Origin of the sequence: Streptomyces sp. NBC_00162, from assembly GCF_024611995.1 — a bacterium.
Taxonomy (GTDB): Bacteria; Actinomycetota; Actinomycetes; order Streptomycetales; family Streptomycetaceae; genus Streptomyces.
The window spans coordinates 1,055,872-1,079,978 of sequence record NZ_CP102509.1 but is presented as its reverse complement, the minus strand read 5'-3'; the positions used below and the strand labels follow the sequence as shown (position 1 = coordinate 1,079,978).

General features: G+C 71.8%; 17 protein-coding genes and 4 pseudogenes. 13 read left to right on the top strand and 8 right to left on the bottom strand.

The genetic code is table 11. From position 1 onward, the window contains the following. Positions 1-123: 123 nt before the first annotated feature. From JIW86_RS05755 to JIW86_RS05745, 3 genes are all read left to right on the top strand, one after another. Positions 124-1,401, top strand: a complete 1,278-nt coding sequence (locus JIW86_RS05755) for a VWA domain-containing protein (RefSeq protein ID WP_257552803.1) — start codon at positions 124-126, stop codon at positions 1,399-1,401. Further along, positions 1,401-2,201 carry a hypothetical protein gene (locus JIW86_RS05750; protein ID WP_257552802.1) on the top strand — a complete coding sequence of 267 codons (801 nt, stop codon included), beginning with the start codon at positions 1,401-1,403 and terminating at the stop codon, positions 2,199-2,201. Before JIW86_RS05755 ends, JIW86_RS05750 begins: the two co-directional genes overlap by 1 nt. Before the next feature lie 158 nt (positions 2,202-2,359). Beyond that, on the top strand, positions 2,360-2,731 hold the full coding sequence (locus JIW86_RS05745) for a hypothetical protein (protein WP_257552801.1): 372 nt from the start codon (positions 2,360-2,362) through the stop codon (positions 2,729-2,731). 68 nt (positions 2,732-2,799) lie between these two features. Here the strand turns inward: JIW86_RS05745 and JIW86_RS05740 are convergent, their stop codons facing one another. Then, positions 2,800-4,989, bottom strand: coding sequence for a serine hydrolase (locus JIW86_RS05740; protein ID WP_257552800.1), 2,190 nt, complete (start codon positions 4,987-4,989; stop codon positions 2,800-2,802). A gap of 158 nt (positions 4,990-5,147) precedes the next feature. After that, positions 5,148-8,039: a discoidin domain-containing protein gene (locus tag JIW86_RS05735; RefSeq protein ID WP_257552799.1), complete on the bottom strand. Its 2,892-nt coding sequence runs from the start codon at positions 8,037-8,039 to the stop codon at positions 5,148-5,150. A gap of 259 nt (positions 8,040-8,298) precedes the next feature. Here JIW86_RS05735 and JIW86_RS05730 point away from each other — a divergent pair. After that, positions 8,299-9,008 (top strand): annotated as a pseudogene (locus JIW86_RS05730) (lysophospholipid acyltransferase family protein). Here JIW86_RS05730 and JIW86_RS05725 read toward each other — a convergent pair. Together JIW86_RS05725 and JIW86_RS05720 are read right to left on the bottom strand one after the other, a co-directional pair. Continuing rightward, positions 8,944-9,672: a hypothetical protein gene (locus JIW86_RS05725; RefSeq protein WP_257552798.1), complete on the bottom strand. Its 729-nt coding sequence runs from the start codon at positions 9,670-9,672 to the stop codon at positions 8,944-8,946. The pseudogene JIW86_RS05730 and the gene JIW86_RS05725 overlap by 65 nt on opposite strands. A gap of 135 nt (positions 9,673-9,807) precedes the next feature. Further along, complete coding sequence (locus JIW86_RS05720) at positions 9,808-10,239, bottom strand: GNAT family N-acetyltransferase (RefSeq protein WP_257552797.1); 432 nt, start codon at positions 10,237-10,239, stop codon at positions 9,808-9,810. Positions 10,240-10,359: 120 nt separating this feature from the next. On the opposite strand from JIW86_RS05720, the gene JIW86_RS05715 reads away from it, so the two are divergent. From JIW86_RS05715 to JIW86_RS05700, 4 genes and pseudogenes are all read left to right on the top strand, one after another. Continuing rightward, complete coding sequence (locus JIW86_RS05715) at positions 10,360-10,776, top strand: YciI family protein (protein WP_257552796.1); 417 nt, start codon at positions 10,360-10,362, stop codon at positions 10,774-10,776. Between the two features lie 71 nt (positions 10,777-10,847). Next, on the top strand, positions 10,848-11,027 hold the full coding sequence (locus tag JIW86_RS05710) for a hypothetical protein (RefSeq protein WP_215140506.1): 180 nt from the start codon (positions 10,848-10,850) through the stop codon (positions 11,025-11,027). Positions 11,028-11,048: 21 nt separating this feature from the next. Continuing rightward, positions 11,049-12,211: pseudogene (locus JIW86_RS05705) on the top strand (serine hydrolase domain-containing protein). Positions 12,212-12,387: 176 nt separating this feature from the next. Beyond that, positions 12,388-12,798, top strand: a complete 411-nt coding sequence (locus tag JIW86_RS05700; RefSeq protein ID WP_257552795.1) for a rodlin — start codon at positions 12,388-12,390, stop codon at positions 12,796-12,798. Positions 12,799-13,011: 213 nt separating this feature from the next. Here the strand turns inward: JIW86_RS05700 and cynS are convergent, their stop codons facing one another. Next, on the bottom strand, positions 13,012-13,482 hold the full coding sequence (gene cynS / locus JIW86_RS05695) for a cyanase (RefSeq protein WP_257552794.1): 471 nt from the start codon (positions 13,480-13,482) through the stop codon (positions 13,012-13,014). Positions 13,483-13,526: 44 nt separating this feature from the next. Beyond that, complete coding sequence (locus tag JIW86_RS05690; protein WP_215140502.1) at positions 13,527-14,120, bottom strand: carbonic anhydrase; 594 nt, start codon at positions 14,118-14,120, stop codon at positions 13,527-13,529. 123 nt (positions 14,121-14,243) lie between these two features. Here JIW86_RS05690 and cynR point away from each other — a divergent pair, with 123 nt between their 5' ends. Beyond that, a complete protein-coding gene (gene cynR, locus JIW86_RS05685; protein WP_257552793.1) occupies positions 14,244-15,155 on the top strand; it encodes a transcriptional regulator CynR in 912 nt (303 codons plus the stop codon). A 121-nt stretch (positions 15,156-15,276) separates the two neighbouring features. Continuing rightward, positions 15,277-15,566, top strand: a pseudogene (locus JIW86_RS05680) (hypothetical protein). A gap of 70 nt (positions 15,567-15,636) precedes the next feature. On the opposite strand, the gene JIW86_RS05675 reads toward JIW86_RS05680, so the two are convergent. Further along, complete coding sequence (locus JIW86_RS05675; RefSeq protein WP_257552792.1) at positions 15,637-16,278, bottom strand: formate dehydrogenase accessory sulfurtransferase FdhD; 642 nt, start codon at positions 16,276-16,278, stop codon at positions 15,637-15,639. Between JIW86_RS05675 and JIW86_RS05670 the strand changes: the two are divergent. Then, positions 16,238-16,810 (top strand): annotated as a pseudogene (locus tag JIW86_RS05670) (succinate--CoA ligase subunit alpha); the annotation flags it as partial. The gene JIW86_RS05675 and the pseudogene JIW86_RS05670 overlap by 41 nt on opposite strands. Before the next feature lie 141 nt (positions 16,811-16,951). Then, positions 16,952-18,493, top strand: coding sequence for an aldehyde dehydrogenase family protein (locus tag JIW86_RS05665; protein WP_257552791.1), 1,542 nt, complete (start codon positions 16,952-16,954; stop codon positions 18,491-18,493). Positions 18,494-18,555: 62 nt separating this feature from the next. Here the strand turns inward: JIW86_RS05665 and JIW86_RS05660 are convergent, their stop codons facing one another. After that, on the bottom strand, positions 18,556-22,041 hold the full coding sequence (locus JIW86_RS05660; protein ID WP_416237525.1) for a M28 family peptidase: 3,486 nt from the start codon (positions 22,039-22,041) through the stop codon (positions 18,556-18,558). A 173-nt stretch (positions 22,042-22,214) separates the two neighbouring features. On the opposite strand from JIW86_RS05660, the gene JIW86_RS05655 reads away from it, so the two are divergent. Continuing rightward, on the top strand, positions 22,215-23,444 hold the full coding sequence (locus JIW86_RS05655) for a LysR family transcriptional regulator (protein ID WP_257552790.1): 1,230 nt from the start codon (positions 22,215-22,217) through the stop codon (positions 23,442-23,444). Positions 23,445-24,107 lie beyond the last annotated feature (663 nt).

Below are 24,107 nucleotides of genomic sequence, written 5' to 3'. Positions count from 1 at the left end.
GCCGCCTGGCGCCGGCGCTTGCCCAGCTCGAACAAGCGGCCGCACGGCGGTTTCCCGACAGGCCGAAGACCCGGGCCGGCGGCCCGTTTTGGATTGCCGGACGATCCTCAATACGATCCGGCGATGATCACAAGAAAACGGCTTGCGGCCCGGGCGTGCGGCCTGCTCGCCGCCCTGGCCGTCGGGCTCTTCCCGGCGAGCGCCACCGCCGCCGACGGCCCGACGGCGAAGGAACCCCCGAAGGTCGATCTCGTCCTGGACGTCAGCGGCTCGATGCGGGCGAACGACATCGACGGCCAGTCCCGGATGGCCGCCGCGAAGCAGGCCTTCAACGAGGTCATCGATGCGGTCCCCGACGAAGTGCGGCTCGGCATACGCACCCTGGGGGCCACCTACCCCGGTGAGGACAAGGCGCTCGGCTGCAAGGACACCAAGCAGCTGTACCCGGTCGGGCCGCTGAACCGGACCGAGGCGAAGACCGCCGTCGCGACCCTCGCCCCCACCGGCTGGACCCCGATCGGCCCCGCCCTCCTCGGCGCGGCCCAGGACCTGGACGGCGGCAACGCCACCAAGCGGATCGTGCTCATCACCGACGGCGAGGACACCTGCGCCCCGCTCGACCCGTGCGAAGTGGCCCGCGACATCGCAGCCAAGGGCATCCACCTCGTCATCGACACCCTCGGCCTGGTCCCGGACGCCAAGACCCGCGCCCAGCTCACCTGCATCGCCGAGGCCACCGGCGGCACGTACACCTCGGTGCAGCACACCGCCGAACTCTCCGGCAGGGTCAAACAGCTGGTCGACCGGGCCGCCGACCCCGTGGTCAACCCGGTGGCCACCGAGGGCGCGAAGCAGTGTGAAGGCGCCCCCCAGCTGAAGCCCGGCCTCTACAGCGACCGCGAGACCTTCGGCGAGCACCGCTGGTACCGGGTCGACGTACGCCCCGGCCAGGAGCTGCGCGCCTCGGTGAGCATCGCCGCCGACCGCGCCGTCAACAACGACTACGGCCTCCTGCTGCGCGCCACCACCGTGCACGGCCGCGAGATCGTACGGGGCTCGGAGGCGGGTGACGGCCGTACGGACGTCCTCTCGACCGGCCTGCGCTACCCGAAGGCCGAGATCGACGGCGAGGACGAGGCCGCGAACGAGGCGGCGGAGACCGTCTGCGTCCAGGTGAGCAACTCCTTCTCCGCCCCGGCCTCCGTCAAGACCATCCCCGGCATGCCCGTCGAGCTGACCATCGAGCTGGTGGACGGACCCGACGACGCGTCCGACGCCGCCGCCTTCGGCCTCGGCCGCGGCTGGTGGCTGCTGGCCGCCCTGGCCCTCATCGGGCTGGCCGCCGGTGTGGTGTGGGGATGGATCTCGCGCTGGCGCATCTCCGTCTGGAGGACCAACTGATGCGTACCGTACGCACCCTGACCGCCGCCCTGCTGGCCGGAGCCGCCGCCCTCACGGTGGCGGGGACGGCCTCGGCCGACACCTCCGCGGCGAGCCCCAGCCCCAGCTCCAGCCCGAACTCCGCCAAGGACGAGGCCGCCCCGACCGAGGCGGGCACCAGCTTCCGTACCGCCGCGGCGTTCCGCCCGGGGCAGCAGGCCACGGCCGGCGCGTCCACCGGCGACTACCTCTACTGGGCCCTCCCCGTCGACGCGCAGCAGCGCCTGAGCGTGAAGGCCACGGTCACGCTGCCCGAGGCCAAGGGCCGGCACGGCGCCTCGACCTGGCAGCTCGACGTGTACGACGGACTGCGCCGCCACCAGGCGTGCACCTACGGCACGCAGACCCGGGCCGCGGCCCGGGAGGCGGCCTCGGTGGAGCTGTCATGCACCCTGCGCACGGTCCGCGCCGGAGCCGAGCAGTGGGCCAACGACCCGCTGCCGGGCAGCTACTACGTGCGCCTGACCGTCGTCGACGTGCCGGAGGAGGACCTCGGTCTGCCGGTCCGTGCGGCCGTCGAGGCCTCGGTGAAGGAGGCCGGCGGCTCCTACGCCGTGGACGGCGCCCTCTCCACGCCGCTGGTTCCCGCCACCGTGACCGGGTCGCTGCGCGAGCCCGAGGACGGCTGGTCCGGCGGCTGGTGGTCGGACCGCTGGATCTGGACCGCGGCCGGCGGGGTACTGGCCGCCCTCGCGGGCATCCTCGGCTACTCCCTGACGCGCGGCCCGGGCCGCCCGTCCCAGGTGCCGCCCCGCGCCTGACCACGGCGGTGGTACGGCGTCATCACGCAGGCGGCCGCGGCCCCGGGGACACCCCGGGGCCGCGGCGGTCCCCGTATTCCGGCGATGCATTCCGGCGATCGAACGAATTCACCCCGGTTTGTGCGTATGTCCGGCCGTCGCCCGGGCAGGGGCGGAGCATGAGCCTCCAACATCCCGCGAAGAAGAAGACCGGCGGGGGGACCGGCCGCTTCGAGAAGCTGGCCGAGCTGGCCTCCAACTTCACGAGCTCGGCTCTCTTCTCCATGCTGTGCGTGCTCCTGGTGGCGGGATTCGTGGCCGTCCACCTGGCCCATCTGCCGATGGAATGGCAACACCTCGCCGGTGACGCGATGGCCGCGGTCTCGCTCCTCCTGCTGGCCTTGCTGAAGAACTCCGAGCGCCGGGCCGAGCACGCCATCCAGCGCAAGCTCGACGCCATCGCCGGCGCCCTCCTGGACCAGAAGTCGGATGAGGCGGACGGGACCCGCGAGGAGTTGGAGAACGCGATCCGGATGGAGGAGCGCCAGTAGCGCCGGCAGCGCCCCCGGGGGACGGGTCAGAGGGCCCCGGGGGACAGCCGCAGTTCGGGCCGGAGGCCTCAGCCGAGGCGGGTGAGCCTGGTACCGAACGAGGGCTCGGCCAGCTCGCCCTGGAGCACCACCGGCACGCTCTTGGCCCCTTCGCCCTCGCCCACCGTCAGTACGGCGACCTCGGAGCCGGCCTTGGCGGTGTGCGGCACCGGCGAGGCGCCGACCGCGAGGGTGAGCTTCAGCTGCTGGCCCGGTACGCCGATCACGTTGAGGTCCTTGGCGGCCACGAGCGGCGTACGGCCGCCGAGCCCGTCGTCGACATAGCCGACGGTGTCGCCCTTGCGGACGACCGGGGACGACGCGAGTGCCGCACGTACCGCCTCGATGATCTTCTTGCTGTTCGTCTTCACCAGGGCCAGGCTGTTTATGGCGTCCGGGTCCGGGCCGTCCACGCGCTGGTCCATCAACGTACCCAGGATCAGCGGGGTCTCGTCGCCGACCGACTTGTACGCCGCCCACATCAGGGCCCCGCCGGCGGGGGTGCTGGAGCCGGTCTTGATGCCCCGGATGCTCAGGCCCTGGGCGGTGGTGAGCAGGTCGTTGTTGTTGGTGATCTGCTGGGGCAGCCCCTTGATCGTGGCGCTGGGCAGGGCCACGATCGCGCGGAACGTCTCGTCCTTCATGACGGCCTCGGCGAGCTTCAGCTGGTCGGTGGCGGTGCTGACGGTGCCCGCGTCCAGACCGCTGGGGTCGGTGTAGGTGGTGGACGTCATGCCGAGTTCCCTGGCGGCGGCGTTCATCTTCTCGACGAAGGCCGTCTCGGAGTCGGTGCCGGTGTCCCAGCGGGCCAGCAGGCGGGCGACGTTGTTGCCCGAGGGGATCATCAGCATCTTGAGCATGTCCTGCTGGCTGTACTTCGTCCCGGCGGTGAGCCCTTCGATCCGGGATTCGTGCTCGGCCGTACCGTCCGCCACGGTCTTCGCGTCGACCTCGATCGAGGGACCGGCCTCGGTCTTCTTCAGCGGGTGGTTCTTGAGGATGACGTAGGCGGTCATCACCTTGGCGACGCTGGCGGTCGGGACGGGCTTCTGCTCGCCGAAGGCGCCGATGTCGCCCAGGCCCGGGACGCGGACGGCGCCCTGGCCCTTGGCGGGCCAGGGGATGGAGAACTGCCCGTCGACGGTGTGGCCGGTCCCGGCCGCGACGAGTGTCGGGGCGGGCAGGGGGCGCAGCAGCTGGGCGCCGGTGAACCCGCCGGCGAGGAGCAGCAGGATCGGGGTCCAGATCTTGACGCGGCGCAGGGCGGTGCGGCGCGGGGTCTCCGGCGGGGGAGCGGTGTTGGTCAGCTCGGCCAACAGCTCGAGCGGGGCGGCCGCCGGGGGCGGGGTGATCGCCACGGGGGGCGCGGGGGCGGGTATGGGTGCCGGTGCCGGTGCCGGTGCGGGTGCCGGTGCGGGGGTGTCCAGCGGCTTGAGCGCGACGAACTGGCTCGTCCGCTCGGCGTCGCCCTCGGCCCCCCGCGCCCACGAGGGCACCCGTCGGGGCGTGTCGGCTCCGCCGGGGGCCTCGGGCTTGGGCTCGGGCTTCGCTTCGGGCTCGGGCTTCGCTTCGGGCGTGTCGTCGCCCTCCGGCTCCGCAGGCTCGACTGCGTCCTCGACCTCAGGCTCAGCCTCAGTCTCGACCTCGACCGGGTCCTCGGCCTCGGGCTCGACTTCGGCCTCGGGCTCGACTTCGGCCTCGGGCTCGACCTCGGTGTCGGCCTCAGCCTCGGCCTCGAGCTCGGCCTCGAGCTCGGCCTCGGCCTCGGTGTCAGCCACGTCTTCGGCTGCGGCCTCGACCTCAGGCTCGGCCTCGGTGTCAGTCTCGGACTCGGCATCAGCCTCGACTTCGGTGCCGGCCTCGGACTCAGGCTCGACCTCGACCTCAGGCTCGACTTCGGTGTCAGGCTCGGCTTCGGCCGCGTCCTCGACTTCGGCCTCGGAATCGGATTCGGCCTCAGCGCCAGCCTCGGACTCGGCCTCAGCTTCGACCTCGGCGTCAGCCTCGGAGTCGGATTCGGCCTCGACCTCAGGCTCCGTCGAGGCGGCGGGTGCATCGGCCTCCGCGGCCTCGGCCTCGGCCGGATCGGCGGGTGTCGCCTCGGCGGCCTCCGTCGGGTCAGGGTCCGGCAGGACCGGGTCGGGTCCCGATGCCGGGGCCTTCGTCTCCTCGGCCTCCGGATTGTCCGAGGAACCGCCCGCCACCGTTGTCGCCTTCATCCCAGCCCCGCCTTGCCCTCGTACCCGGCTGCCGCCGGTCTTGCCAACACGTCCGGCGCGGCCCTCCGCGGAGCCGCGCCGGTCTCCTAGATGTCCGGGGTTCACCGGGCGTTCCCCCGGCCGGAGGTTGTGACCGTTCGGTCATATTCCGCGCTGGGTTAAGAGGCGTACGCCTCCAGTTCGGACAGCTGGCCCGCAGGCCAGCCGGTGTTGGCGGTGAAGGTCAGGCGCAGATGGCGGGCGCCGGTCGCGGGCAGGGGGATGGTGACGGTGTTGACGCCTTCGCTGAAGGTGTAGCCGGCCGAAGCCTTCACCGTGGACCAGGTGGTGCCGTCGGTCGAGCCGAGCACCGAAAGGGTCTGGGTACGCGTGCCCCACGCGGTGGGGAGCTTGAGGACCAGGCGTCCCACCGTGCGTTCGGCGCCGAGGTCCACGGTCAGGGACTGCGGGAAGGCGTTGTTGGTGCTCTCCCAGTACGTGCCCGGCTGTCCGTCGGTGGCGTTGGCGGCCACGTATCCCTGGCTGTGGCCGGTGTCGGAGGCGGTCCGCCCCTGGGCAAGGTTGCCGCCCGGGGGAGGTGTGGGCGGGGTCGTCGGACCGCCGTCGGCGGCGTAGACCTCGAACTCCGAGACCTGCCCGGCCGCCCAGCCGGTGTTCCCGGTGATGTGCACCCGGACGTGGCGGGCGGAGGCCGCGTCGAAGGTCAGCGTCGCGCTGTTGCCGGAGGCGGGGTTGAAGGTGACGCCCGAGGAACCCTTCAGCGTGGACCAGGTGGTGTTGTCGGTGGAGCCGAGTACCGACAGGGACTCGGTCCGTGTGGCCCAGTCCGCCGATGGCGGCAGCTTCAGCGTGACCTTGCCGATCGTCTTCGCCTCGCCGAGGTCGACGGTGAGGGACTGCGGGAAGGAGTTGCCAGTGCTCTCCCAGTAGGTGGACGTATTGCCGTCCACCGCGTTCGCGGCGCCGTACGACTGGACCGAGGAGGAGGCGGTGGCGGGCCGGCCCTGCGCCAGGTTGCCGTTCGGCGGGGTCGTGGGCGGCTGGGTCGTCGGAGGCGTCGTCGGGGGTGTGGTGGGAGGCGTGGTGGGCGGTGTGCTGCTGCCGCCGCCGGGTACGCCGCCGTTGGTCCACACCGGGGCCGGCCAGGTGCCGGAGCAGGTCTGGCCGGTGTTCCAGCCGGAGTTGCCGCCGCCGTCGGTGATCTGGAGGCCGGTGCCGATGCAGTTGTGGATCGGGGCCGCGGCCTGCGCGATGTGCTTCGCCGTGACGTTGGTGAGCTTCATCGCGATGTTGGCCTGCGCCTGGATGGCGTAGGTGCCTGCGCCGTCGATGTTGATGTCGGTGAAGCTGACCCCGCTGATGGCGCCCTCGATGGAGTGGATCGCGGCGTAGGAGGAGTCGAGGACGTCACTGTCCGAGATGTTGATCGCCGCGCCCTGTACCGGCTCGTTGAGCCCGGAGAACCAGATCGCGCCGACGCCGAAGTTCCAGTTGAAGTCGCTGTTCCCGGCCCGGATCAGGGTGTTGCGGGCGGCCGTGATGGTGCCCGCGACCGCCGTGCCCTTGCCGGAGTTGACCCCCGGATAGCGGTTGGCGATGTGCAGCCCGCCGCCGTTGCTGACGGTGTCGGCCATGACGTTGTCCGAGATGGTGAAGTCCTTGCCGCCGTACGTGACGATGTTGTTGGCCAGGATCGGCAGGACGACCGTGTTGTGGTCGAAGCTGATGTTGACGTTCGGCTTGTCCTGCGGCCAGGACGCCAGCCCGTCGTCACCGGCATTGCGCACAAAGGTGTTGGTGACGCGGGAATTCGTGACACCCGTGTGGAAATTCACGCCATCGGCCGTCATGTCGAGGAAGCGGCTGTTCTTGATGGTGAAGCGGTCCATCGGACCGTCCATCCACGCGGCGACCTTGACGTGCTGCACCCAGACGTTGTCCACGGTCGAGTCCGACATCGCGCCGCCGATGGCGTTCACCTGGTCGTCGTCGATCCGCTCGCGGATGTCGCCGATGATCGCGAAGTCCTTCAGCATGACGTTTCTGCTCGGCCCGTTCGCCTCGTGCGGCCGCACCGGACCGGTGTAGCCGCCGCCGGGGACGTACTTGCCGTAGAACCCGGCGGCCCGGTTGCGGTTCACGGGGTCGCGCCCGCCGAAGACCGTGTACCAGGGGCCCGCGCCCTGGACGGCGACCCCGTCCACGACCACGTGGTCGTAGAGCGTGTAGGTGCCGGGAGGAACGAACACCGTCCTGCCCTGCGCGCGTCCGGCGTCGACCGCCGCCTGCATCCTGGCCGTGGAGTCGGCGGCCCCGGTGGGGTCGGCGCCGAAGTCCGCGACGGCGTCGAGCGCCCCGGCCGGCTTGGCGGCGGCCGCGGCGACCTGCTCGAAGTCGGCGAGGTCGATGGTGAAGGCCGGCGACTGGGCGGTCGAGGTCACTTGCACCCGGATCTTCGTACCGATCGGGTACGTGGCGCCGAGCAGGGTCCGGGACTCGTCGTAGAAGTGGTGCGGGTTGGTGTCGCCGGGGTTGTTGTTGAAGGGATAACCACCGTAGTACCAGCTGTACTTGGAGGTCACGGGCAAGGTGCGCACCGACTGGCCGTTGACCTGCACGTCCAGCGTGGCGTCGCGCCCCTTCCCGTCGGCCGTGTCGGGAAGGCTGTAGCGCAGGGACATCGCGTTGGCGGGTGCGGTGAGGGTGAACTCCACGTACTGACCGGCTGCGTTCAGCGTCACCGCCTGCCGCCCCGAAGCCTCCGAAGGGAGGTGGCCGTAGTACCGGTCGGGGCCGGTCAGCGTGCCGTTGGACTGCGCGTACTCGGCCTCCAGCTCGGTGAAGGGCACGTCGGCGCCACGGCCCGGTATGCCGATCGGCGAGGGGGCGGGCACGCCCGCGGCGTACGCGGCGGGGGCGCCGCCGAGGGTCAGGGCGGTCAGCGCGGCGGTCGCGGTCAGGGACAGGGTCAGGAAGACGGCGGCGCCCCGCCGTCTGATCCTGCGGACCTGTCCGGGTCTCGGGGCATGGCTGTGCGGCAGTTGGGACATGAGCAGGCACGTCCTTGCGGCTCGATCGGCGGGGGGAAGGAGTCGACTCAACGCAGGAGGCTACGACTCCGCCAGAAGGAAGTCTATGAACTGACGCAAGAAATCGACTTCGCATCGCAATAAGCCTGTGTGGGCTTGAGCGGGCGTGAGGGTGTCGCGTCGCCTACGCGTGGTGAGTACGGCTACTCATGACCGTGCCGCGCGAGCGGTCGACCATGAACGACACCACCACCACCGCGCCGCCCGAACGGGGTTGTCCATGCTCAGCCGAATCGCCGCCGCCGTCGTCCCCGCCTTCGGGACGCTGACGGTCACCGCCGACCCCGGGACGCGGCCCGCCGAGGGCAGCATCCTCGTCGCCAATCACACCTCCCTCGCCGACCCGGCGGTCGTGGTCGCCGCCCTCCGCCGATACGGGATCGAGCCGGTCATCCTGGCCACCGGCGGCCTGTGGCGAGTGCCGCTGCTCGGGACCGCGCTGAGGCGTGAAGGGCACATTGCCGTCCACCGCGGCACGCACCGCGCCGCCGACTCCCTCGACGCCGCGGCCGCCGCGCTCGCCGCGGGTCGCAGCGTGCTCCTCTACGGGGAAGGCGGGCTGCCCGGCCGCCGCGACGCGGGGAGTCCGCGCCGGGCCCCTTCCGCAGCGGCCTGGCCCGGCTCGCCGCCGCGACGGGAGCCCCGGTCGTGCCCGTGGGCCAGGCCGGCGCACGCCGGCTGAGTTCCGGCGGCCGTGCCAAGCAGCTCGCCGGAGCCCTGACCGCCCCGCTGCGCAGGCCCGGCCTCCACGTGCACATCGGCTCGTCGCTGCAGCTGACCGACCGGGTCCCCGAGGCGACGGAGCAGGCCCGCCGGGCGGTCACCGCCGCCTGGCGAACCGCGGCGCTCTCCCTCGGCGAGCCCGTCAGCGAGTGGTGTGCGCCAGGACCACGTGGGCCGCGGCCTCCCCGTCGGCGTCCGTGTCGATGAAGGACACCATCAGGGGACTGCTGCCCGTAGGCCCGCCCGCCGTGGCCCGCAGCCGGTAGCGCTCCACGCGCACGCCCTCGCGGACGAGCGGACCGCCGCCGGTGAACATCGACTCCGGCATGTGGTCGTTGGCGACGCGCAGAGCAGCCGCACGCCAGGTGCCCGAGGTCGCGTCGAACCGCTCCAGCACGAAGCCCGGTCCGCTGCCGGGCTGGTCACCCGGTTCGCCGACGAGGATCTCCATCTGGAAGGCGACCAGCAGATGCCGGTACTCCGCGGAGTTCCCGTTCCGCAGGGTGACGGTGAACTCCTGGGCGGGGCCGCCGCGTACGAGGGCGAGCCCGCCGCCCCGGGTGTCGACCGCCACCCGCAGCCGGGTCGGGGCCACCGGCGGAGGCGTGGCGCGCGTCGTGGCCGGGGCCGGCGGTGCGGACGCGGACGGGGACGCCAAGACCGGCGGTGAGGCGGAAACGGAGGGCGAGGCGGACCCGGCGGCCGTGGCCGACGCGGACGCCGAAGCCGCAGCGGACCCGGAGAGGGACGCGGACGCCGGGGCCTTGCCGTCCTTGTCCCCGCATCCGGTCAGGCCGGTCAGGCTCGCCAACAGCACGGCGGCCGCGGCCGCGGCGGTGAGGGCCCGGCGGCGTTCGGCGGATGCGGGCATGGGGTCGGTTCTCCTCCGGGTCAGCTGAGGGAGGAACCTAACAAGCACGCGCCCGCCGCGACGAGGCCGGGCAGGCATCGGGGCGGCGACGGTTCGGTCACGGCGCAGGTCGCCCGGCGCGCCCGTCCGGAACGTTCAGACGAGGGGCTTCTCGAAGTTGAAGGCCGTCACGGCCATCCGCTCGCGGAAGTAGAAACGGTGCGCGTCGGCCCGCTGGGTGCCGGAGTCCAGGGTGAGCGCGGTGCACGCGGCTGCCCTGGCGTGCTGCTCGAGGTGCGCGAGGAGTGCGTGGCCCACGCCGGTGGAGCGGGCGGCGGCCGTGGTGACCAGGTCGTCGACGTAGAGCTTGCGGACCTGGTAGGTGTTCGCGACGATCCGCCAGCCGGCCGCGCCGACACACACGCCGTCCTCGTCGTAGGCGGCGGTGAAGCGCAGCCCCTGGCCGTGCCCCTCCGTGAGGATCGAGCGGAACAGGTCCTCGGTCAGATGGGGGCGGAGTTCGAGGAGCACGGGGAGCAGGTCCCCGGTCAGTCGCGAGTCGCCGGGCTCAAGGTCGATGATCTTCATGGGGCCAGCCTAAGCCGGACCGGGAACCGGGCCTCCTTCGGGAGCGCCGTCTCGCGCCGTCACCGCCGGTGTGTCGGAATGGGAGTGACCGCTGCCGGCGGGCGGAAGGAGTGGCATCCCATGAAGTACATGCTGATGGTCCTGGGCAAGCAGGCCGACTACGAAGCCATGGCGGGCAAGGCGAGCGGCGACAGCCCGGCCTGGTCGGCGGCCGACCTCAAGGCGATGTTCGACCACATGGGAGCGCTGAACGGCGAGCTGGCCGCGGCGGGCGAGTGGGTCGACGCCCAGGGGCTCGCCGAACCCAGCCAGGCCCGTCTGGTGACCGCCGGAGCCGACGGCACGCCGAACGTGTCCGACGTGCCGTACGGCGAGACCAGCGCGGTCATCGCCGGTTACTGGATCGTCGACGTCGCCGATTTCGCCCGGGCCGCCGAGATCGCCGCGCGCGCCTACGCCTGCCCGCTCCCCGAGGGCGCCCCGAACTATCCCGTCGTGGTGCACCCTGTCGGAGGCGCCCCGGAGACCGGGACCTGAACGCGGACGCCTGACGTCCGCATGCCGGACGGCGGTCACCGTTGTCAGTGGCACCGCCTACTCTTGATCATGTGAGCCCGACCCCTGACGACCTGGCCCCCGAGCGTCCCCTCGCCGAGATCAACTCCGACATCCGCGGCCTCTTCGCCCGCGCCGAAGGCCGCCTGTCCGACGCCGAGCGCGTGCGGCACGCCATGCTGCTCGCGGAGTGGGCCGCGGCGATACGAGCCTCGGTCGTCCCCGCCGCGTAGCCACGGACGAGAAGGTGGACCATGAGCAGCCTGCGCAGTCTCCTGGAGGCCCGTGTCGGTGAGGGCTCGCTGCCCGGCGCGGTGGGGCTGGTCGCCCGCGGCGAGGACGTCGAGGTGGCGGCCGTGGGCTCGCTCGACACCGCCGCCACCGCCCCGATGGCACGCGACTCCCTCTTCCGCATCGCCTCGCTCACCAAGCCGGTGACCGCTGCGGCCACGATGACGCTGATCGAGGACGGCCTGCTCGCCCTCGAGTCCCCGGTGGCACGCTGGCTGCCGGAACTCGCGGCGCCCGTGGTCGTCCGTACGCCGTCCTCACCCGTCGACGACGTGGTCCCCGCCGAGCGCCCGATCACCGTCGAGGACCTCCTCACCTTCCGGGCGGGCTACGGCTTCCCCCGGACTTCTCGCTGCCCGCGGTCGGGCTGCTCTTCAGCGAACTGGGGCAGGGTCCGCCGAAGCCCCAGGAGATCGCGGCCCCGGACGAGTGGATGGCGGCCCTCGCCCGCATCCCGCTCCTCCACCAGCCGGGCCGGGCGTGGCTCTACAACACCTGCTCCGACATCCTCGGGGTCCTGCTGGCCCGCGCGAGCGGCTTGTCCCTCCCGGACCTCCTCGCCGAGCGCGTCTTCGAGCCGCTCGGCATGCGGGACACGGGCTTCGCCGTACCGGACGGACAGCTCGACCGGTTCACCTCCTACTACCGGCCCGCACCGGGCGGCGCCGGCGAAGGAGGAGCGCTGGAGCTGGCCGACGCCCCCGACGGCCAGTGGAGCACCCTGCCCGCGTTCCCCTCCGGGACGGGCGGGCTGGTCTCCACCGCCGACGACTGGCTCGCCTTCGGCCGAATGCTGCTCGCGGAGGGCGCGTACGAGGGCGGGCGCCTGCTCTCGGCCGATTCCGTAAGGCAGATGACCACCGACCACCTCACGGCGGAGCAGCGCGAGGGCGGCGCCCTCTTCCTGGAGGGTCAGGGCTGGGGGTTCGGCGGCTCCGTGGACGTGGCCCGCCTCGACTTGTGGAACGTGCCGGGCCGCTACGGCTGGATCGGCGGCACCGGCACCGCCGCCCACGTGGTCCCGGCCACCGGGACGGTCACCGTCCTCCTCACCCAGCGGGAGATGGTCAGCCCCACCTCGCCCGAGCTGATGCGCGACTTCTGGACCTACGCCGCCACGCGTTAGGCACGGCGATCCAACGCCCTTGCCGATTCCGTGACATACCGCACGGACACCCTGCGCAAACTGCCTGTACGGGCCCGTTCCGGGGGCTGATCGGGTGAACTCGCGCAACCCGTGGTGAGGTCGGCCGTTGATCAAGGCGCTCACCACCGTGCACTCGTGCAACAGAAGGACCAGTAATGATCAAGAAGATTATGGCCACCGCCGCCGCCACCGCGTCCATCGTCGGTGCGGGCGCCGCTCTGGCCGCCCCGGCCATGGCCATCGGCAACGACAACGGGGTCAACACCGTCAACGGCAACGGTGCCCAGCAGATCTACGGCAACCAGAAGACCCACGGTGACCAGAGCCCGCAGCTCGGCCTGGTCCAGGGCACCCTGAACAAGCCCTGCATCGGCCTGCCGGTCAAGGTCAACGCCCAGTCGATCCTTGCCGCGCTGAACATCGGTGTCCAGGACATCAACGTCCTGTCGAACCCGCAGAACCAGCAGTGCACCGAGAACTCCACCCAGGCCAAGGGTGACGAGCCGCTCTCGCACATCCTCAGCAACATCCCGGTCCTGTCCGGCAACCTCTCGGCCGGCAGCTGACGCAGTTCCCTTTTCGAGCCGGGGCCTCGGACGCCCGCGCGAGTGCCCACGGGGCCCCGGCTTGCTCCACCCGGATCTGCGGATCCGACTGTTCCGCAGGCGTGCGGCGGCCCCGAGGCCGCCGGTACGGGCACCGGTCCTCACGTCACAGAGCCTCTCGCCAGCCGGGCGAGAGGCTCTCTGACGTGAGGGGATCCTACCCGGCCCGCCCGATCAGAAGGGCTTCGTCGGCAGGTACTTGCCGTCCAGGGTGATGACGGCGCGCTCCCCGCCCTCGGGGTCGGCGACCTTGCGGACGTCCAGCCTGAAGTTGATCGCGCTGATGATGCCGTCCCCGAACTGCTCGTGGACCAGGGCCTTCAGAGTGGTCCCGTACACCTGGAGCATCTCGTGGAAGCGGTAGATCGTCGGGTCCGTCGGGACGGCGCCGGGGACCGAGCCGCGGGTCGGGATGGTCTGCAGGAGCAGGACCGCCTCCTCGTCCAGGCCGAGCAGCTCGGCGACGGACCTCGCCGCGTCCTCGGGCAGCGGGTGCTGGCCGAGCAGCGCGGCGGTGACGAAGGCGACCGACAGGCCGGTGGAGTCGGCGAGCTGCTGCCAGGACAGGTCCTTGCGGGTCTTCGCCTCGACGGCGGCGACGGCGAGGGTCTGGCGGGCGGTGGGGTCGAACTGGGCGTGCGTCATGGGGGCGTCCTTCCGGAACGGGTTGAAGGGTGGGGCGAGGTGGCTCAGACGGCCACGGCGGCCGTGGGGCCGGTGACGTCGGCGACCCCGCCGGTGGGGATGTCGTAGACCCAGCCCCGAAGGCTGAGCCTCCCGGCGGCCGTGGCGCGGGCGACCGAGGGATGGGTGGCCAGGTTCGCCAGCTGGGCGCGCACGTTCTCGCGGACCAGTGCGGCCACCCGGCCGGGTCCGGTGCCCGCCGTCCGGGCGAGCGAGGCGTCCGCGTGCCGCAGCCAGCCCGCGACCGAGGACGCGGCACTCAGGTCCGTGCCCTCGGCCAGGGCGGTCATCGCGCCGCAGGCGGAGTGCCCGCACACGACGACGCCGCTGACACCGAGGACCGCCACGGCGTACTCGATGCTCGCCGTCACCCCGTCCGGGCCGGGCGCGTACGCCGGGACCAGATTCCCGGCGGTGCGGATGACGAACAGCTCGCCCGGCTCGCTCTGGGTGATGAGCTCGGGCACCACGCGGGCGTCGGAGCAGCCGATGAACAAGGTCGCCGGCCGGTGTGCCTCGGCCAGGTCCGCGAAGAGGCGTGCCTTCGCCGGAAACACCTCGTGCTGGAAGCGTGCGACGCCATCGGAAAGATCGTGCATGGTCACTCCCTCGGGTGGGATGCGCCCCGTGGGGCTTGACGTGTTCCACCATGCATGAGCTGCATCTATTGTGTCCAAGACGCAATATCCATGTCCTCTATCGATGCCATCTATAGTTGGCGCATGGCCCTGGAACTGCGTCATCTGCGCTACCTGATCGCCGTCGCCGAACACGGCAGCTTCACCCGCGCCGCGGAGGAGCTGCGGATCTCCCAGCCCACCCTGTCCCAGCAGGTCAGGCAACTCGAACGCACCGTGGGAGTACAGCTGTTGGACCGTACCGGCCGCGCCGTACGGCTCACCGACGCCGGCGCCACGTACGTGCACTACGCGCGCGGCGCGCTACGGGACCTGGCGGCCGCCGAGCGGGCCGTCACGGACCTGGCCGACCTCTCCCGGGGCCATCTGCGCCTCGCGCTGACCCCCACCTTCAGCGCGTACCTCGTGGGCCCGCTCACCGCGGAACTCCACGCCGCACACCCCGGCATCACCCTCGAGGTCCGCGAGATGCCCCAGGACCGCATCGAAGCCGGTCTGCTCGCCGACGAACACGACCTCGGCCTCGCCTTCCACGGGCCGCACCCGCCGGGCATCGCCGCGACCCCGCTGTTCACGGAGACCCTCGGCCTGGTCACGGCCGCCGGCACCGGCGCGGGCAGCCCGCCCGCCGGTGCGGCACTCCCCGTACGAGACCTGGCGGAGCGCCGACTGGCCCTGCTCAGCGGGGACTTCGCCACGCGCGGTCACGTCGACGCCTACCTCGCCGCCCACGGGGTGCGGCCGCACGTCGCCGTGGAGGCGAACTCCGTCCAGGCCCTCACCGAGATCGTCCGGCGCACTTCGCTGGCCACCGTCCTGCCCGAGGCCGTCACCCACGACCATCCGTACCTGCGCCCCGTCCCGCTCGAGCCCGCCCTGCCTCCGCGCACGGTCACCCTGCTGCGCCGGGAGAGCGCCTACGAGAGCGCGGCGGCCCGCGCCTTCACCGGACTCACCCGGCGCCTGGTGCACGCCCGCGGCTACCCTCCGGCGTAGCGTCAGCCGACTGTCCTTCTCGTGCCGGACACAGAGCCGACCTCGTGACATTTGCCCGGCGTGCTCCTCGCAGAGGCCACGGTTCTTGCATGCCCGGAGGGCCGGTGTCTAGCGTCGGGACATGACCACCGAGCCGCAGCGCTTCGAGATCCTGTTGGTAGCCGAGCACGTCAAGAACCGGAGCGGCGCCCCCAAGCAGACCACCCCCTGCGATCGGCCGTGGTCGAGGCGACCGGCAGGACGGGCGCCTCCGGCTACCCCCGCTACGTCGGGGAGGGAATGGAGGCCGACATCGACCCGGTCAGCCGCACGGTCGAGGCCGTGCTCGTGGACGGCTCGGAGCTGGACCCCGGGATGACGGCCCTGATCGCTCCCGAGGGCGGGAAGGGAACAAAGGGCCGGCGGCAGTAGGGCCCGCCAGCGCAGGGGGCGCTCCCCGCCGGTCCGGGCCCTGCCGCCGTGCCGCGGGCGGCGGGCCGCCTCACCCCGCGACGGCCGAGGCCGCCGGGGCGAGGCGCTGCCCACCATCACCCTGGGCCAGCTCGAAGGAGGCCCGCCCCGACACCAGCAGCACCGACTCGGACAGCGGCAGCCGGGCGTCCCGCAGGGCCCGGCCGACGACCTTGTCCACGGCGTTGTGCCGGCCCACGTCCTCCCGTACGTCGACCAGCTCCCCGGCGGGGGAGAACAGCGCGGCGGCATGGAGCCCGCCGGTGCGGTCGAAGACCCGCTGCGCCGACCGCAGCCGGTCGGGGAGGCCGGCCAGCACAGCGGGCGTGATCCGCACCGGCGGGCTGTCCGTGAGCGCGAACCGGGAGGCCGTACGGACCGCGTCCAGGCTCGCCTTCCCGCACAGACCGCAGGGGGAGGTGGTGTAGACGTTGCGCTCCAGGGTGATGTAGGGGAGCGCGACCCCGGGAGCGAGCGCGACGTTCACCACGTTGTAGGTGTTGGAGCCCTCGGCCGTCGCACCCGCGCAGTAGCTCACCGACCGCAGCTCATCCGCCTGCCCCAGCACCCCCTCGCGCACCAGGAAGCCGACGGTCAGCGCGAAGTCGTCCCCCGGCGTGCGCATGACCCCCTTCGCCAAGGCCGCCGTCGCCGGGGCGGCCGACGACGGCATCCCGCTCGCCGTCGTCATCACCGAGGGCATCCCCGTCCACGACGCCGTCGCCTTCCAGGCCTACGCCACCGCCCGCGGCACCCGCGTCATCGGACCCAACTGCCCCGGCCAGTCCAACGCGGGCACCATCCCCGCCGACATCGCCGCCCGCCGGGGCCGGATCGGCCTCGTCTCCAAGTCCGGCACCCTCACCTACCAGCTCATGTACGAACTGCGCGAGGTCGGGCCTCACCGCCTTCGAGGCGGATCCCGACACCGAACTCATCGTCCTCATAGGGGAGATCGGCGGAGACGCCGAAGAGCGCGCCGCCGCCCACATCTCGGCGCACGTCACCAAACCCGTCGTCGGATACATCGCCGGCTTCACCGCTCCCGAGGGCAGGACGATGGGCCACGCCGGCGGGATCGTCTCCGGTTCAACCGGTACGGCCGAGGCCAAGCAGGCCGCCCTGGAAGCCGCGGGGGTCGCCGTCGGCTCCACCCCTCCGAGACCGCCCGCCCCGTCCTGGCACGACTCGCCGCGCGGACGTGAAACCGGCCATTCGGCAAACGCCGTACCTACGGTCGGACCACCCGTCGCCGTAGCCTCGACGTACGGCCGCCCCGTGCGAAGGCGACCGTACGCGAGCCACCTCCCTGCCCCGCCCACACACCCTGAGCGGAGAAACCACAGATGGCACCCACCCTCACCCTCAAGCCCGGCACGGCCTGGTCCGACGCCTGGCGGCGGGCTCTGGCCGCCGCCCCCGAGGCCTTCCGCGACGACCACGTCCTCAACCTCTGGGGCGGCTCCTGGCAGGCCGACGGCCGCAGCCTGCCCGCGACCAGCCCCGTCGACGGCAGCCCCGTCGCGGGGCCGCCGCGCCTGGACTCCCGGGCCGCCGGGCAGGCCGTACGGGCGAGCCTCGACCAGCACCGCGCCTGGCGCCACGTCCCGCTGCCGGAACGCCGTGCCCGGGTCGGCGCCGCCCTCGACGCGCTCACCGAGCACCGCGAACTGCTCTCGCTCCTGCTCGTCTGGGAGATCGGCAAGCCCTGGCGGCTCGCCCAGGCCGATGTGGACCGCGCGGTGGACGGCGTCCGCTGGTACGTGGAGCACATCGAGACCATGGCCGAGGGCCGGACCCCGCTCGCCGGGCCCGTCTCGAACATCGCCAGCTGGAACTACCCCATGTCCGTGCTGGTGCATGCCATGCTTGTACAGGCCCTCGCGGGCAACGCGGTGATCGCCAAGACCCCCACCGACGGCGGACTCGCCTGCCTCACCCTCGCCTGCGCGCTCATCCGGCGCGAGGGCATCCCGGTCACCCTCGTCAGCGGCAGCGGGGCCGAACTGTCCGAGGCCCTCGTCCGCTCCCCGGAGATCGGCTGCGTCTCCTTCGTCGGCGGCCGCGACACGGGCGCGCGGATCGCCACCGCCGTGACCGACCTCGGCAAGCGCCACATCCTCGAACAGGAGGGCCTCAACACCTGGGGCGTCTGGGAGCACACCGACTGGGCCGCCCTCACCGCCGTCATCCCCAAGCTCTTCGACTACGGCAAGCAGCGCTGTACCGCCTACCCCCGCTTCGTCGTCCAGCGCACCGCCTTCGACGCCTTCCTCGCCGCCTACCTCCCGGCCGTCGCGTCCATCCGTACGGGCCACCCCCTGGCCGTCGCCCGTCCCGAAGAACCGCTGCCCGAACTGGACTTCGGACCGCTCATCAACGCGGCCAAGGCCAAGGAGCTCACCGACCACGCCGCCGAGGCCGTCGAGCGCGGCGCCGTACCGCTCTTCCGCGGCACGCTCGACCCGGCCCGCTTCCTGGCCGGGCAGGACACCTCCGCGTACGTGGCCCCGCTGACGCTGCTCAGCCCGACGGCGTCCTCCCCGCTCTACCACGCGGAGCCCTTCGGCCCCGTCGACACGATCGTCCTGGTCGACACCGAGGCGGAACTGCTCGCCGCCATGAACGCCTCGGGCGGGGCGCTCGTCGCCACGCTGTCCACCGACGATCCCGCCACCTTCGCCCGGCTCGCCCCGCAGATCCGGGCCTTCAAGCTCGGGCACGGCACACCCCGTTCGCGCGGCGACCGCGAGGAGCTCTTCGGGGGCTTCGGCGGCTCCTGGCGCGGCGCGTTCGTCGGCGGGGAACTGCTCGTCCACGCGGTCACCGACGGCCCGCCCGGCGAACGGCTGCCGGGTAACTTCCCCGAGTACCAGCTCATGCCGTAGCACGGCGGCGGGCTCCTCCCCCGAGAGGGGGAGGAGCCCGGACCTCAGGAGTCAGGGGAGTCTCAGCTCACCTGGACGGTGACGTCGTCCACGACGTAGGAGGTCTGGAGGGACTGGTCCTCCGTGCCGTCGAACCTCAGGGTGACGGTCTGCCCGGCGAACCGCGACAGGTCGTACGTCTTCTGCGTGTAGCCGGAGTTGGCGTCCAGGTTGGACAGGGTCTCCAGGGTCTGGCCGCCCACCGAGACGGTGAACCGGTCGTAGACCACGTTCTCGTTCTCCTCCGTGTCGATGTGGAGGAAGAAGGAGAGCCGGTACGAGGTGCAGCCCGAGGGGATGGTCAGGGACTGCGAGGCGCTGTCCGTGTGGGACGAACCCCATCCGTTGAGCCAGGCCATGTAGCTGCCGGAGTGCGCGGCCTGGCCGGACTGGTTGGTGATGACGCCCGCGGTCGCGGACCAGGGGCCGGTGCCGTTCTCGAAGCCGCCGTTGGCCACGAGCTGGCGCGGGGTGCAGGTGCCGCCGCCACCGCTGACGGTCAGCGTGTAGGTGGTGCTGTGGCTGACGGTGCCGGATCCGGTGACCGTCAGGGTGTAGGTGCCCGGCGTGGTGCTCGCGCCGACCTGCACGGAGAGGGCTGAGGAGCTGCCGGACTGGACGGAGGTGGGGCTGAGGGTGGCGCTGACCCCGGCCGGTGCGCCGGAGACGGACAGGGCCACCGTCTGGGCGGCGCCGCTGACGGTCTGGGTGTTGACGGTGGCGGAGGTGGAGCCGCCGGGAGCCGCGGTGCCCGCGGACGGGCTGGTGGCGAGGGAGAAGTCCTGTGCGGGCGTCCCACCGCCGACGGCCTGCTTCCAGACGGCGTAGGCGACGCCGTCGGCGCTGCGGTCCAGCACCGTGGCGTTGATGTTGTTCGTGGTGTCGCAGGAGCTGTGGTAGCAGGGGTCGTAGGCGGCGTTCGCGGTTCCGCCCCACTTGGCGGCCTGCGCCGAGGTCTTGCGGGCGCTGGCGCCCGCGGCGTAACCGGAGGTGGGGATGCCCGCCTGCTGGAAGGAGTAGTCGTCGCTGCGGCCCTGGCCCTCGGTGTTCTCCTCGGGCGCGAGGTTCAGCGAGGTCCAGTACGCCTTGAGCGGGGTCGCGGTGGTGGAGTTGAGGTTGTTGATGAAGTAGCCGCCGTTGGTGGAGCCGACCATGTCGAAGTTGTAGTAGCCCTTGATGGCCGAACGCTGGGCGCTGGTCAGCTGGTTGACGTAGAACTCGGAGCCGTTGAGGCCCTGCTCCTCATCGGTCCACCAGGCGAACCGGACGTGCTTGGTCATGGTGGGGTTCTGCTGGGCGAGGACGAGGGCGTTCTCCAGCAGGGTTGCGGAGCCCGAGCCGTTGTCGTTGATGCCGGGGCCTGCCGAGACGCTGTCGAGGTGGGCGCCGAACATGACGGTCTGGTCGGCGGGGCCGCCCGGCCAGTCGGCGATCAGGTTGTTCGACGGGTAGGTGCAGGAGGAGCAGTTCTGCTCGGTGACGGTGTACCCGGCGGCCGTCAGCTTGCTCTTCAGGTACGCCAGCGACTGGGTGTAACCGGCGCTGCCCGCACGGCGGTTGCCGCCGTTCTGAGAGGCGATGGTGTTCAACTGCGTCAGGTGCGCCTGGACGTTGGCGACGCTGATGTTGGGCGGGTCGTTGCCGGGCTGGGTCCCGCCGACGTTGAGCGTGTAGTCGACGGTGTGGGAGAGGGTGGTGCCCTGCCCCTTGACGACGACCGTGGACGAGCCGGGCGCCGCGTTGGCGGTGGCGGTCAGGGTCAGCACCGAGGACTGGCCGGACTGGACCGTGGCCGGGCTGAAGGCGGCGCTCACCCCGGCGGGCAGTCCGCTCGCAGTGAGGGTCACCGACTGGGCGACGCCGGTGGTGACGCTGGTGGCCACCGTGGTCGTGACCGAGGCGCCCTGCTGGACGGTGCCCGAGGACGGGTTCAGGGCCAGCGAGAAGTCGTTGTTCTGACCGCTCGGGGTACAGGTCGGGTCACCGGCCTGGGCGGGCACGCTGATGGCGTCCCAGGCCGCCTTGGTCTTGTCGAAGAGGTTGCAGGTGGTGTCGAGGGACTTGGCCGAACTCAGGGTCGCCGTGCGGTACTTCTTGTAGGACATGCTGCTGGTCTTGAGCAGCATGCCGCCGTAGAAGATCTTGCCGGCGTTCTGGACGCCCACACCGGTCAGCGTGGACTGGTTGCAGGTGCTGCTGCCGGGCTTGCCGCCGCCCGGGTTGGTGCCCTCGGCCAGCAGGTAGAACCAGTGGTTCAGGGGACCCGCGGCCGCGTGCACCTCGGTGCCGGGTATCGCGGAGCTGTAACAGGCCGGGTCGTTGTTGACGGCCGACGGGTTGTACATGTTCCGGATCGGTCCCCGGCCCTGGAGGTTGATGACCTCGCCGACCGTGTAGTCCGGGGTGTCGTACGGGGCCGGCTGGTTGATGTACGCCTCGGTCAGCGCGCCGAAGATGTCGCCGGTGGCCTCACCGAGTCCGGACTCCTGACCGCCGGTCCCGCCCGGGGTGTTGGAGTCGATGGCGTGCCCGTACTCGTGGGCCACCACGTCCACGCCGGCGATCCACTCGTTCGCGCTGTTGTGCCCGATGGTGACCGAGCTGCCGTCCCAGTAGGCGTTGAGGTCGTTCAGCCCGACCTTGGCGGGGAAGGAGCGCCCGTTGCCGCTGACGCCGTTGCGGCCCAGCCACTGGCCGAGCATGTCCCACTGCTTCTGCGCGGCGAACATCAGGTCGACGCAGCCGGTCTCCTTGCTCGTGGGGTTGCCTGTGCCCCAGGAGTCGGAGGACTTCGTGAAGACCGTGCCGGTGCTGTAGTCCGCGCAGCTCAGGCCGGTGCGGTTCGGGTCGCGCAGGGTGTAGGTGGAGCCGGAGTTGGTGGTGTCGATCGTGAGCGGGCCGGGCCCGTTCCACTTGCTGTTTCCGCTGCCCGCGACCACGTCGTCGTAGCTGTCCACGAAGGCGCCGGTGCGCGCGTCCACGAAGACGTGCAGCTTGCTCGGCGCCGTCCTGGTACGGCCGGAGAGGACGGTCTCCCAGGCCAGGACCGGCTTGTCGTCCTTGAGCCGCACGACCAGCCGGCTGCTGTCGACCTTCTCGACCGAGGCCAGCTTCGACCGCGACGCGGACTCGGCGTCCTTGGCGCTGACCGTCGGCGCGGTCGCCACCTCGATCCGTACGGAGGAGGCGGACTGCAGGGCCCGCACCCTGCCCTCGCCGTCGGCGAGCACGACCGCGTCGCCGCCGACGACCGGCAGGCCGCGGTAGCTGCGCTCGTACGCGACGGAGTAGAGGTTCTTCAGCCAGGGGGTGACCAGGCGTCGTTCGTACTGCTCCTGCGAGGAGTTGACCAGGGAGTCGAGACCGCTGTCGACGGCCCGGTCCGCGGCGGCGACCGCTCGGGCGGCCGGGGTGTCCTGCGGGGACGGTGCGGGCTGCGCCTGCTGCGCTGCCGATGCCGTCCCGGCCACGGTGCCGGCCAGGCTCGCGGCCAGCGCCATCGCTGCCACGGCCGCCGTCCATCTGGTGGGCTGCAACGTCCACTCCGATCGTGGGGGTGGGTGGGGGAGTGCGTGCTCGTTCGCGGCCGAGTATGAGCGTGGACATGACGGGAATGGGACATCCCGGCAGGCATAAGGCCGGGGTTATGGTGCGGTGGCGGCGGGCTGCGTACGCTGCCCGGATGCAGCTGGAGTTGAGGCATCTGCAAGCCGTCTGCCGGATCGCCGAGGCGGGCAGTCTGGGGGGAGCCGCGCGGCGGCTCGGAGTGTCCCAGCCCGCACTCTCCGCCCAGCTGCGCCGCATCGAGCGGGTCACTGGCGGCGAGCTGTTCGTGAGGGGCCGCAGCGGGGTGGAGCCCACGGCGCTCGGCCAGTTCGTCCTCGCGAAGGCGCGCCGCGTGCTCAGCGAGATGGACGCCCTCGGCGCGGAGGCCCGCGCCCTCGCCACCGGCACCCCGCTGCGCCTGGGCTGCATCCTGCTCGTCCTGCTCGACGGTCTGCTGGCCGAGACCGATCTGTCCATGTCCGGCCAGGAGATCACCGTGGACCTGGAGGACTCGGTGACCGCGCTGGCCCGGATGCTGGGCGCCGGGCGGTACGACGCCATCGTGTACGGGGAGGTCAACGACCACGAGGTACCGCTCCCGGCGGGGACCCTGGCGCGGACGCTGATCCCCAAGGAGCCCTTCTGCATCCGGCTGTCGGCGGGACACCCCCTCGCGCGCCTGGACCGCATCGACCTCGCCGACCTCGCCGGCGAGTCGTGGATGACGCTGGTGGAGGACGACGACGGCGGTCCCGAGGCGCTGGTCGCCGCCTGCGCGAAGGCCGGGTTCGTCCCGTCGCTGCGCTACCGGATCACCGACCGCAAGATGCACTACGACCTGATCGCGGCGGGGCGCGCGATCTCCCTCAGCCAGCCGACGGCCCCGCAGGTGCCGGGGACCGTGATGCGCCCCTGGCCGGGGCGCCCGTCACCGGCCGGATCCGCCTGGCCTGGAACCGCTCCGCGGTCTCGGTCGGTCAGGCGGAACTGCTCTACCGCGCCGCGGCCCGCGCCTATCTGGCCAACGTGGACAACCACGCCTTCCACAAGGACTGGTGGGACGCCCACCCGGAGCTGCACCCGGCACTGGAGTGACGGGTGCGGCCCGTGGGGGAACTGTCGGTCAGGAGCCGTCGGCGAACACGGCGTAGACGTCGCGCCGGCCCGCGTACTCGCTGAGGTTCCAGATCACCGACTCGCGGTAGGCCCAGTCGGTGGTGGTGCCGCTGTGGAAGCTCAGATCCTCGGAGCCGACACCCAGGCGGACGACGGTGGAGGGCACATCAGTGCCCGAAGCGACCGTCTTCAGATAGCCGTTGGAGGACGGGCCGTTGCTCTGCGACAGATAGTGCTTGCTCTGGCGTGAGACCACGCCCTGGATCTTGCCCTGCTTCACCGTGACGGCCTCGGTGGCCGTGGTGGCGGCGAGCTTGCGGGTCGTGTAGTCGAGCGGCCAGCGGACGATCTTGGGCAGGTCCACCTTCGTGCCGTTGCCGTTCCACCCGGTCCCCGAGTAGTCCACCACGGGACTGGTGAGGCTGGTCGCGTACTCGCTCACGGTGAGGCTGTCCGGGCTGGAGGCGCGGTCGAGGCCGATAGCCGAGAAGCGCAGCAGCGTGCCGGTGTTGTCGTAGGCGCCGCACTGCGGAAGGACGAAGCGGTAGTCGTAGGCGTGGTAACTGCCGTCGGACTGCAGCCCGCAGGCGTCCGGAAGGCCGGTGCTGACCTCGAGGATGCTGTCCAGGTCGAAGACCCGCAGGCCCTTGTACGTGTCCACGACGTACAGCCGGTTGCCGTACCACATGATGCCGCCGGCGTGCTTGCGGACCGGCTCGTAGGTGAAGGTGCCGCCGGCCCCGCGGACGGGCTCCACCAGCAGCACGTGCCGGTAGACGGGGGCGGCGGCCGAGGTGTAGTCGACGAAGCTGACCCGGATGCCCTTGTCGATGGGGAAGTCGTCGACGCCGTTGTCGTCGGGGTCGGTCTCGAAGTACCAGGAGACCAGGACCACCCGCTTGCCACCCGCGGG

What these genes read in the sequence shown, in the direction of transcription:
- JIW86_RS05755 (WP_257552803.1), top strand. Translation starts at nt 124, where the DNA reads ATGATCACAAGAAAACGGCTTGCGGCCCGGGCGTGCGGCCTGCTCGCC.
- JIW86_RS05750 (WP_257552802.1), top strand. Translation starts at nt 1,401, where the DNA reads ATGCGTACCGTACGCACCCTGACCGCCGCCCTGCTGGCCGGAGCCGCC.
- JIW86_RS05745 (WP_257552801.1), top strand. Translation starts at nt 2,360, where the DNA reads ATGAGCCTCCAACATCCCGCGAAGAAGAAGACCGGCGGGGGGACCGGC.
- JIW86_RS05740 (WP_257552800.1), bottom strand. Translation starts at nt 4,989, where the DNA reads ATGAAGGCGACAACGGTGGCGGGCGGTTCCTCGGACAATCCGGAGGCC.
- JIW86_RS05735 (WP_257552799.1), bottom strand. Translation starts at nt 8,039, where the DNA reads ATGTCCCAACTGCCGCACAGCCATGCCCCGAGACCCGGACAGGTCCGC.
- JIW86_RS05725 (WP_257552798.1), bottom strand. Translation starts at nt 9,672, where the DNA reads ATGCCCGCATCCGCCGAACGCCGCCGGGCCCTCACCGCCGCGGCCGCG.
- JIW86_RS05720 (WP_257552797.1), bottom strand. Translation starts at nt 10,239, where the DNA reads ATGAAGATCATCGACCTTGAGCCCGGCGACTCGCGACTGACCGGGGAC.
- JIW86_RS05715 (WP_257552796.1), top strand. Translation starts at nt 10,360, where the DNA reads ATGAAGTACATGCTGATGGTCCTGGGCAAGCAGGCCGACTACGAAGCC.
- JIW86_RS05700 (WP_257552795.1), top strand. Translation starts at nt 12,388, where the DNA reads ATGATCAAGAAGATTATGGCCACCGCCGCCGCCACCGCGTCCATCGTC.
- cynS (WP_257552794.1), bottom strand. Translation starts at nt 13,482, where the DNA reads ATGACGCACGCCCAGTTCGACCCCACCGCCCGCCAGACCCTCGCCGTC.
- JIW86_RS05690 (WP_215140502.1), bottom strand. Translation starts at nt 14,120, where the DNA reads ATGCACGATCTTTCCGATGGCGTCGCACGCTTCCAGCACGAGGTGTTT.
- cynR (WP_257552793.1), top strand. Translation starts at nt 14,244, where the DNA reads ATGGCCCTGGAACTGCGTCATCTGCGCTACCTGATCGCCGTCGCCGAA.
- JIW86_RS05675 (WP_257552792.1), bottom strand. Translation starts at nt 16,278, where the DNA reads ATGCCGTCGTCGGCCGCCCCGGCGACGGCGGCCTTGGCGAAGGGGGTC.
- JIW86_RS05665 (WP_257552791.1), top strand. Translation starts at nt 16,952, where the DNA reads ATGGCACCCACCCTCACCCTCAAGCCCGGCACGGCCTGGTCCGACGCC.
- JIW86_RS05655 (WP_257552790.1), top strand. Translation starts at nt 22,215, where the DNA reads ATGCAGCTGGAGTTGAGGCATCTGCAAGCCGTCTGCCGGATCGCCGAG.